This window comes from Mycetocola sp., from assembly GCF_025464835.1.
Taxonomy (GTDB): domain Bacteria; phylum Actinomycetota; class Actinomycetes; order Actinomycetales; family Microbacteriaceae; genus Mycetocola_A.
The window spans coordinates 23,420-30,973 of the sequence record NZ_JAODMP010000060.1 but is presented as its reverse complement, the minus strand read 5'-3'; the positions used below and the strand labels follow the sequence as shown (position 1 = coordinate 30,973).

Here is a 7,554-nt window from a genome sequence, read left to right as displayed (position 1 = left end):
CGGCGACTGGCCCGTGTTCCCGTTACCGTCGCCGAGTCCAGTGCCGTCGCCGATGCCCTGGTCGTCGCCGAAGCCGGCGTCGTCGACCGAGTCTCCGGCGTTGGAGAGGCCTTGCTCGCCTGGTGCTTCCGCGTCTCCGGCGTGGTCCAGCGCCGTTCCGCCCGGTGCGACGCCGCCGACCGAGCTGTCGGAGTTGTCCTCACCTGGCACATGGGACTGCACGCCGGGCACCGCGCTGTCCACGGTGTTGATCGGGTCGTCGCTGAGGGGGTTGTTGTTGTCGCGGCCGAAGTCGCCTGCATCGTTGGAGGTCATAGCGTGAGGCTACGCCGCGGCCACTAGTCGAGCGAGGCCTTGACGACGCGGCTGGTGGCGTGGCATCCGTCGCGTACCGAGCGGAACCGCCCGCGAGCCCCCGCCCCCAGCAGCCGGCGACCGGTGGCCATGAGGCGTCCCGCGGTCGACAATGGACTCATGACGAACATCGCCGGCCACCACTCCCAGAGCGAGATCGAGCGTAAGTATGACGTCGAGGAGGGTGCGAGCGTTCCGGACCTCAGCGCTGTCGACGGGATCGCGTCGGTCGAGACCAGGGAGCCTGTCGATCTGGAGGCGGTGTACTACGACACCGACAACCTCGATCTCGCTGTGCGGCGGATTGTCGTGCGGCGCCGCACGGGCGGCGGAGACGCAGGCTGGCACATCAAGAAGCCGGCGGCCGAGGGGCGCACCGAACTGCACTGGCCCCTCGGCAACGACACCGGGACGGTGCCGGATGCGCTGCTCGAACCGATTTCCGCGTGGGTCCGCGGCCGTGAACTCACCCCGATTGCCCGCATCTCGACCCGGCGCACGGCGATCCACCTGCTGGATGCTGACGGCAACGGTGTGGTCGAGATCGCCGATGACGAGGTTGCCGCCACCGACGTGCGCCGCGGAGGCGAAAGAAGCTGGCGCGAATGGGAGGTCGAACTGCTCGACGGTGCCCCCGACACCGAGGACGGCCGCACAGCCCTCCTCGACCAGATCGAGGGACTCATCGCCGAAGCGGGCGCCCACCCGTCGTCAAGCGTGGCGAAGATCGCCCGCGCCCTTGGCGCCGACTCGCTCACCGAGGTCCTGCCGGAGGACCACCCCGGTGCTGTGTCGGCGAACACACCCGATCAGACCGGCGGCGACGCATCCGCTGTGGTGGTTGGCGCCATCCGGAATCTGGTGAATGATCTCGAGCAGACCGACCCAGCCGCCCGTGCCGACGAGCCCGATGCCGTGCACCGCATGCGCACGATTGTGCGGCGCCTCCGCAGCGTGCTCGCCGCCTACCGATCCCTGTTCGATCGCGATGTCACCGAGAACCTGCGCCACCGTCTCGGCACGCTCGGTACAGCCCTTGGCAACGCCCGTGACATCGAGGTGCAGGCCACTCGCGCCGAAGCGTTGCTCGACGAACTCGGCCAGCCGCAGGCGGCTGCGCGCGCACGCCTCGTCGACGGCACTCGCGACCGGTATACGAGGGCCCACCGCCACCTCACCACGGTTCTCTCCTCACCGGAGTACTTCCGGCTCCTGGATGATCTCGACGAGTTCGTGGTGCATCCGCCCCTGACTGATGACGCCGCGACATCCGCGAAGAAGCTCGTGAAGAGAGTGCTGGCGCGCGAGATCCGCCGGGTGCAGAAACGGGCGGATGCCGTGGCGGGGGCAAGCGGTGATGTCGAGTCCCAGCTGCATGAGGTCCGCAAAGCCGGCCGTCGCCTGCGTTACGCGGCCGAAGCGGCGGAGGCCGCACGGGCTGGGCGGTCGCCATCGGCCGCTGCCGCCGGGGAGCGCATTCAGGACACACTCGGCGCACACCGGGACTGCGTCCTGTTCAGCGCGCATCTCTCGCAGACCGCCGGCCGAGCCGAAGCCGCCGGGGAGAAGACGGCCATCTACACCTCGCTGTCCGAGTTGAGCGCCAGAAGCGGCACCGCCGCGCTCGCCGAATCGACAAGCGCGCTGGAGGATGTGCGCAACCTCCGCTGAGCCCCGGATGGGGACCCGGTTGTAGAGTGGATGCCGGTGAGCCGGGAAGTCTGGTCGGCATCGTTTCGTCGACCCGTCCAGCAAGGAGCCCCAGTGGCCAACACCCCACCGAAACCGTCCCCCAGCCTCCTCGGCCGTGGCAGCTATTCGGAAGCCGTGCGCATCGGCGACATCCTCCGCAAAGAGACCGTCGGCGGACTTCTGCTCGTCGCCGCGGCCGCGATCGCGGTGATCTGGGCCAACTCGCCGGGATCCGATGTGTATTTCGCGGTCCGCGACTTCACGATCGGTTACGAACCCTGGCATCTCGAGCTCAGTCTCGGCGCGTGGGCGTCTGACGGGCTCCTCGCCGTCTTCTTCTTCCTCGTCGGGCTCGAGCTGAAACGGGAGTTCGTCGCCGGCGACCTCAGCCAATTCAGTAAAGCTGTGATCCCCGTTGCGGCGGCGGCGGGCGGTGTCATCGTCCCGGCCCTGATCTACGTTGCGATCAACATCACGAACCCGGAAGGCATCCGCGGTTGGGCCATTCCCACGGCGACCGACATCGCCTTCGCCGTCGCCGTGCTCGCCATCATCGGCTCCCACCTGCCGAGCGCCCTGCGAATCTTCCTGCTCACCCTCGCGGTGGTCGACGATCTGATCGCGATCACGATCATCGCCGTCTTCTACACGAACGAGATCGCCGTTCTCCCCCTTGCGCTGTTCCTCATCCCGGTCGCCGCGTACGCATTTCTCGCGCACCGGTACCGCCGGTTCTTCGGGCTGCACGCGAGCGCCGCCTGGCTGATCCTCCTCCCCCTCGGAGTTGTCGCGTGGGGGCTGCTTCACGCATCCGGGGTGCACGCCACCATCGCGGGCGTCGTGCTCGGTTTCGCTGTGCCCGTCCTCCGCAGCGCGGCCAGCGGTGGCCCGGCTGCCGGTCCTGGCCTCGCCGAGATCTTCGAGCACCGGTTCCGTCCGATCTCCGCCGGCTTCGCCGTGCCGGTGTTCGCATTCTTCGCGGCCGGTGTCGCGATCGGTGGCTGGGAAGGCTTCACCTCGTCCCTGATCGACCCGGTCACCATCGGCATCGTCGTCGCGCTTGTGCTCGGCAAACCGATCGGCATCGTCGCGACCACGTGGGTGATGGCCCGGTTCACCCGCGCGAGACTGGACGCCTCCCTGGCCTGGATCGATCTCGTCGGCATCGGACTGCTCGCCGGCATCGGCTTCACCGTGTCCCTGCTTGTCGCCGAACTGAGCTTCGGCCTGGGCGCGATCCAGAACGACCACGCCAAGGTGGGCATCCTGCTGGCGTCCGTGCTCGCCGCCGTGCTGGCATCCGTTCTGCTGGTCAGCCGTAACCGCCGGTATCGCCGGATCGAGGAGGAAGAGCGGGCGGATGCCGACAACGACGGCATCCCGGACGTCTACCAGCGCGGGTCCTGACCGCCGTCAGCTGATGCCGGCGTTGCCTTCGAGGTCGATCTCGCCCGGATCCACCTCGATGTCGCCGACGTCGTCCGGGCCCCCTGTGCCTGGCAACAGGTTCACCTGGTCGGCGTCGATGTCCTCGTCGTTGAACGCCTGAGAGTCCGAAGATCGCTGCCGTTCCTCGGTCTCCCGACCGCTCGCGGGACTGTACGTCATGTCTTTGCTGGTCTGTTGCTCGTCGTTGAGGTTGCCGTGGGTTGGCACCTTCTTGACCGGGTCGCCGCTCGGAACGGTGCCGGATGGGTTCAGTGTCTCGTCGCTCATGGGTCCGAGGCTATGCAAGGGGGTTCGGGCTGAGAACCCCCTTGCGTTTGGGCGTGCCACCCCTCCATGGAGTAGCTCGCGCAGCGCGCGTATCGAGATCATGCAACCGGATCTCGATACGTTCGTTCCTCGCTACTCGATCAACGGACCAGGAGACGCCGCCGCCTCCCAGATTTCCTCGGTATCGTCGAAGCTGCAGATCTCCCCACCCGAAAGCGAGCGGATGCCAGACAGCCCGATCTCGGCGACGCCTTATGAGGTGCTCGGCGTGAGCCCAACAGCCGACCAGGACGAACTGCGTCGTGCCTACCGGCGGCTGATGCGGGAAACCCACCCGGACACCGGAGGCGATGCCGTTCGGTTCACAGCTGTGCAGCTGGCCTGGGAACGCGTCGGAACTGTCGCGGGGCGGGCCGCATACGACCGCGGTCGTTCCACGGGGACGAACGCATCGGAGCAACACCACACCTGGGCGGCATCCGCTGCTAAACCGCAGGCCGACTCCCGCCCCCGGGCACGCTCGTACGGGCACCCAGGCGGCTGGCGACGGGAACGGTACCTCCGGCTGATGCGGGAGTGGACCGGTCGCGGCGTCGAGGCAGACCCGTATGACCCGGCTCTCGTTCGCACTGCCCCTCGGGAGTTGCGACACCTTCTGGCCGATGCGCTCGCCGAGGAGGCGACGGCCCGCAACCTGGCGGAGCTGGGCCTCGGTTTCACGGTCTGGCATGACGTCGCCACCGGCGCCCCAGACGAGAAGATCGACCACATCGTGCTCGGGCCGACCGGCCTGTTCGCCCTGCTGTCCGAGGATTGGGGTGCCCCGGTCAAGATCAAACGCGGTGAACTGATCGGTGAGGCGCTCGACGGCGAGCGGCCAATGCACGACCTCGCCGCCCGCGCGAAGGTGCTCAGCCGGTCGCTGCGGGTGAAGTTCACCGGCCTCGCCATCGTTCTGCCCGACAACGCTCTCGAGGCCCCGTACGTTCAGCTGGGCAGCAGCCGCGGTGCGGCGACGCTCGCGATCCGCGCGTCCTTCCTCCCGGGCTTCCTCCGCGCCGGCCTGCCGGATCTCACACGGGCGGGAGGCAACGAACTCTTCGACCTGCGCACCCGGCTGCAGAACGGCATCCGCTTCGTCGAGTGAGCCCGCACTGTCGCAAGCCCGTTCTGGGGATGCAGCGGCCTTGGCGAGGCTCAGTACTGTCGAAGGACAGCTACAAAGGGAGTTCAGTGACCGTCCACGCCACGAGCATGCAGCAGCGCCACGCCGCACAGGCCGTCATCGAAGAACTCCTCGGGGATCCATCTCACCTTCTCGAGCGCGGTCCCATAGCCCGCATCTTCGGCCGGACACCGCTGAGCAGCAGCGGTCTCGCCTGGTATCGCGGAGCCCAGGGTGAGATCGCGGTCGGTCGGATGCTCGAATCGCTGCCGGCGGGATGGACCGTGTTTCATGCACTCCCGGTCGGCACGAGAGAAGCAGACATCGACCATCTCGTCGTCGGCCCGGGCGGAGTCTTCACCATCAACACGAAGCACCACCGCGGCAAGCCGATCTGGGTCGCGAACCGCACTTTGATGGTGTCATGGCAGCGCCAGCCGCACATCCGCAACGCCGAGCACGAGGCCGCCCGCGTGACGAAGCTCGTGCACACCAGGCTTGGCCTGACCGGTCGAGTGCATCCGGTGGTTGCGATCCATGGTGCGTCCAGGCTCGTCGTTCGGGAGCGGCCGGACCTCGTCACCGTTCTCGAAGCGCGTCGGCTGCGGCGCTGGCTGCTGGATCGGCCCGTGCAGTTCGGCCCGGATGACCTCGCCCGCATCGTCGGTCTGGTCGATGACCCAGGCACCTGGCGCACGGTGGCGTCTGCCCCATGCGAACGAATGCTGGCGCGCTTCGACGCGCTCGACGGCGAGGTGCGGACCGCGGCCACCCGGCGTTCCCTGTGGTCTCTCGGCGGTCTGGTCGCCGGTACCGCCGCCGCGATCGCTCTCGCGCCACCGCTGCTTTCCGCTGTCATCACCTCGGTGGCGACCAGTCTGATCCCAGGTTAACGACCGAGGGGGCTGCACCGGATCGGCACACACCCCCTCGACCGGAGGATGCCGCGATGTGCGCAGGTCGCGACATCTCTTCTTCCCCCCGGAAAGACAAGCCCCAGAGAGGGCCGTCACGCGCTGGTCCAGCGCACGTTTTCCGCGCAACGCTGCACCTCGACGCTATCCAAGGTGCAGCGACCGTTTCTAGGCCACGCTTTTCAGATGCTGAAAACGACTCAGGCCAGCCCGTCGACGCCCCGGCTGAGCGAGAGGCGGGACGCGGCTGACCGCATCCGTTTCACCACGTGGGCGACGTCGACGGGCGCTGAATCCGCCGGTGCGCCTACCGCAAGTGAACCGATCACCCCTGGGGCCCGCACCGGCACCGCCAGGCAGCGAACACCGACCGCGTACTCTTCGACGTCGATCGAGGCGCAACGGTAGGCGTCGAGGTGCTGCAGCAGTGTACGTCGGTCACTGATCGTGTTCTGGGTCAACTTCCTGAGCGGATGCCGCGAGAGGTAGTCGAGGCGGTCTCCCGCTTCGAGGTCGCTCAGGATGCGTTTGCCGAGGGCGGAGGCGTGCGCGCTGTCCTGTGGGCCGACCCAGACATCGACCCGCGGCGAATGGGGAGCATCCACGACATCGAGAACGTGGATCTCTCCGTCGATGAACCGGGACAGGCAGGCTGTCACGCCGAGCTCCTTGCTCACCCCGCGCAGAGTGGCCCGTGCCCGCGCCAGGAAGACGCCATCCGTCTCCTCGGGCCGCAGACTCGGGAACCGGTGGCCGAGCACGAGACCGTCCGGTTCGTGTGCCAGAACACCCTCGTGGACGAGCGTGCGGACGATGTTGTACGTCGTGCCGAGGGTGAGACCGCAGGCCCGGGCGATCGCCTTCACCGGGAGCGGGCGTCGAGCGTCGGCAACCACATCGGTCACGGCGATGGCTCGCTGGACCGAGCCGAGCAGCGTACCGTCGCGTTCGCCTGTCATCATCGAACCCCCGGTGTTCAGGCTAGTTCCCTTGATAGCTCGTGCACGCCATTTACGGCTTCCCAGTTCGGGGTCTAACGTGAGTCTCACCCGAGAGAGAGGGACCGACATGGTTTCCACACTTCCTGAGCCGGTGGCCCGACTGGTGGCTGCGGCGAACTCCGGAGATACCCAAGGGTTCCTCGACACTTTCGCGGCGGATGGCACGGTCAATGACCGGGGTCGCGTCTTCACCGGACGGGATGAGATCCAGAAATGGTCGGATGCCGAGTTCATCGGCATGCACGTCACCCTCGACGTGACCGCCGAGATCACAACGGAGGAGTACACGACCTTCACGGCAACCGTCGGCGGTGAGGGTTTCACCGGGCGCAGCCACTTCAGCTTCACGGTAAGGGACGACCGCGTGCAGCAAATGACGATCACCGCCTGAACTTTCCGTCGCTGCATCCACGGTGAACTGCTAGCCGGGGCCGCATGGACATGTTCACGGCGTGGCCTTTCGTCGTACTCCTCGTCGCAGCGGGCGGGGTCGCGCTCTGGGCCATTGCCCCGCTGCAGATCTCGAATCCCATGCTCGATACGATGACCAAGGCGACCTGGGTGCTCCTCGTCGTGGTGGCGCCCATTCTGGGTGCTCTTGCCTGGTTCTTTGTCGGCGCCCCCAGGCGCCACCCCTGACGAAGAAGTAGCTGGCGCTTCCTCACGGGCGGGTTTTCCGGCCCGCCGGTTCCTGAGGTCGGAGATACTCCGC

9 protein-coding genes are annotated in these 7,554 nt (G+C 67.4%); 6 read left to right on the top strand and 3 right to left on the bottom strand.

Annotated features, from left to right (window positions below; all coding sequences use genetic code 11):
• The coding region (locus JWP90_RS07395; RefSeq protein ID WP_297361845.1) for a hypothetical protein at positions 1–315 on the bottom strand (315 nt) is incomplete at its 3' end.
• 159 nt (positions 316–474) lie between these two features.
• Here JWP90_RS07395 and JWP90_RS07390 point away from each other — a divergent pair.
• Together JWP90_RS07390 and nhaA are read left to right on the top strand one after the other, a co-directional pair.
• On the top strand, positions 475–2,025 hold the full coding sequence (locus JWP90_RS07390) for a CYTH and CHAD domain-containing protein (RefSeq protein WP_297361842.1): 1,551 nt from the start codon (positions 475–477) through the stop codon (positions 2,023–2,025).
• Between the two features lie 93 nt (positions 2,026–2,118).
• The gene (gene nhaA, locus JWP90_RS07385; RefSeq protein ID WP_297361839.1) at positions 2,119–3,453 is read left to right on the top strand and encodes a Na+/H+ antiporter NhaA; all 1,335 of its coding nucleotides are present in this window, start codon (positions 2,119–2,121) and stop codon (positions 3,451–3,453) included.
• A 6-nt stretch (positions 3,454–3,459) separates the two neighbouring features.
• On the opposite strand, the gene JWP90_RS07380 is transcribed toward nhaA, so the two are convergent.
• Positions 3,460–3,762, bottom strand: coding sequence for a hypothetical protein (locus tag JWP90_RS07380; protein WP_297361836.1), 303 nt, complete (start codon positions 3,760–3,762; stop codon positions 3,460–3,462).
• Between the two features lie 223 nt (positions 3,763–3,985).
• Between JWP90_RS07380 and JWP90_RS07375 the strand changes: the two genes are divergently transcribed.
• Both JWP90_RS07375 and JWP90_RS07370 read left to right on the top strand, forming a co-directional pair.
• On the top strand, positions 3,986–4,909 hold the full coding sequence (locus JWP90_RS07375) for a DnaJ domain-containing protein (RefSeq protein WP_297361848.1): 924 nt from the start codon (positions 3,986–3,988) through the stop codon (positions 4,907–4,909).
• Between the two features lie 86 nt (positions 4,910–4,995).
• Positions 4,996–5,820 carry a nuclease-related domain-containing protein gene (locus JWP90_RS07370; protein ID WP_297361833.1) on the top strand — a complete coding sequence of 275 codons (825 nt, stop codon included), beginning with the start codon at positions 4,996–4,998 and terminating at the stop codon, positions 5,818–5,820.
• A gap of 221 nt (positions 5,821–6,041) precedes the next feature.
• Here the strand turns inward: JWP90_RS07370 and JWP90_RS07365 are convergent, their stop codons facing one another.
• Complete coding sequence (locus JWP90_RS07365; protein WP_297361830.1) at positions 6,042–6,800, bottom strand: IclR family transcriptional regulator C-terminal domain-containing protein; 759 nt, start codon at positions 6,798–6,800, stop codon at positions 6,042–6,044.
• Between the two features lie 109 nt (positions 6,801–6,909).
• Here JWP90_RS07365 and JWP90_RS07360 point away from each other — a divergent pair, with 109 nt between their 5' ends.
• Entirely contained in the window at positions 6,910–7,233 is a 324-nt protein-coding gene (locus tag JWP90_RS07360; protein ID WP_297361827.1) for a nuclear transport factor 2 family protein, read from the top strand.
• Positions 7,234–7,277: 44 nt separating this feature from the next.
• On the top strand, positions 7,278–7,481 hold the full coding sequence (locus JWP90_RS07355) for a PLDc N-terminal domain-containing protein (protein WP_297361825.1): 204 nt from the start codon (positions 7,278–7,280) through the stop codon (positions 7,479–7,481).
• Positions 7,482–7,554 lie beyond the last annotated feature (73 nt).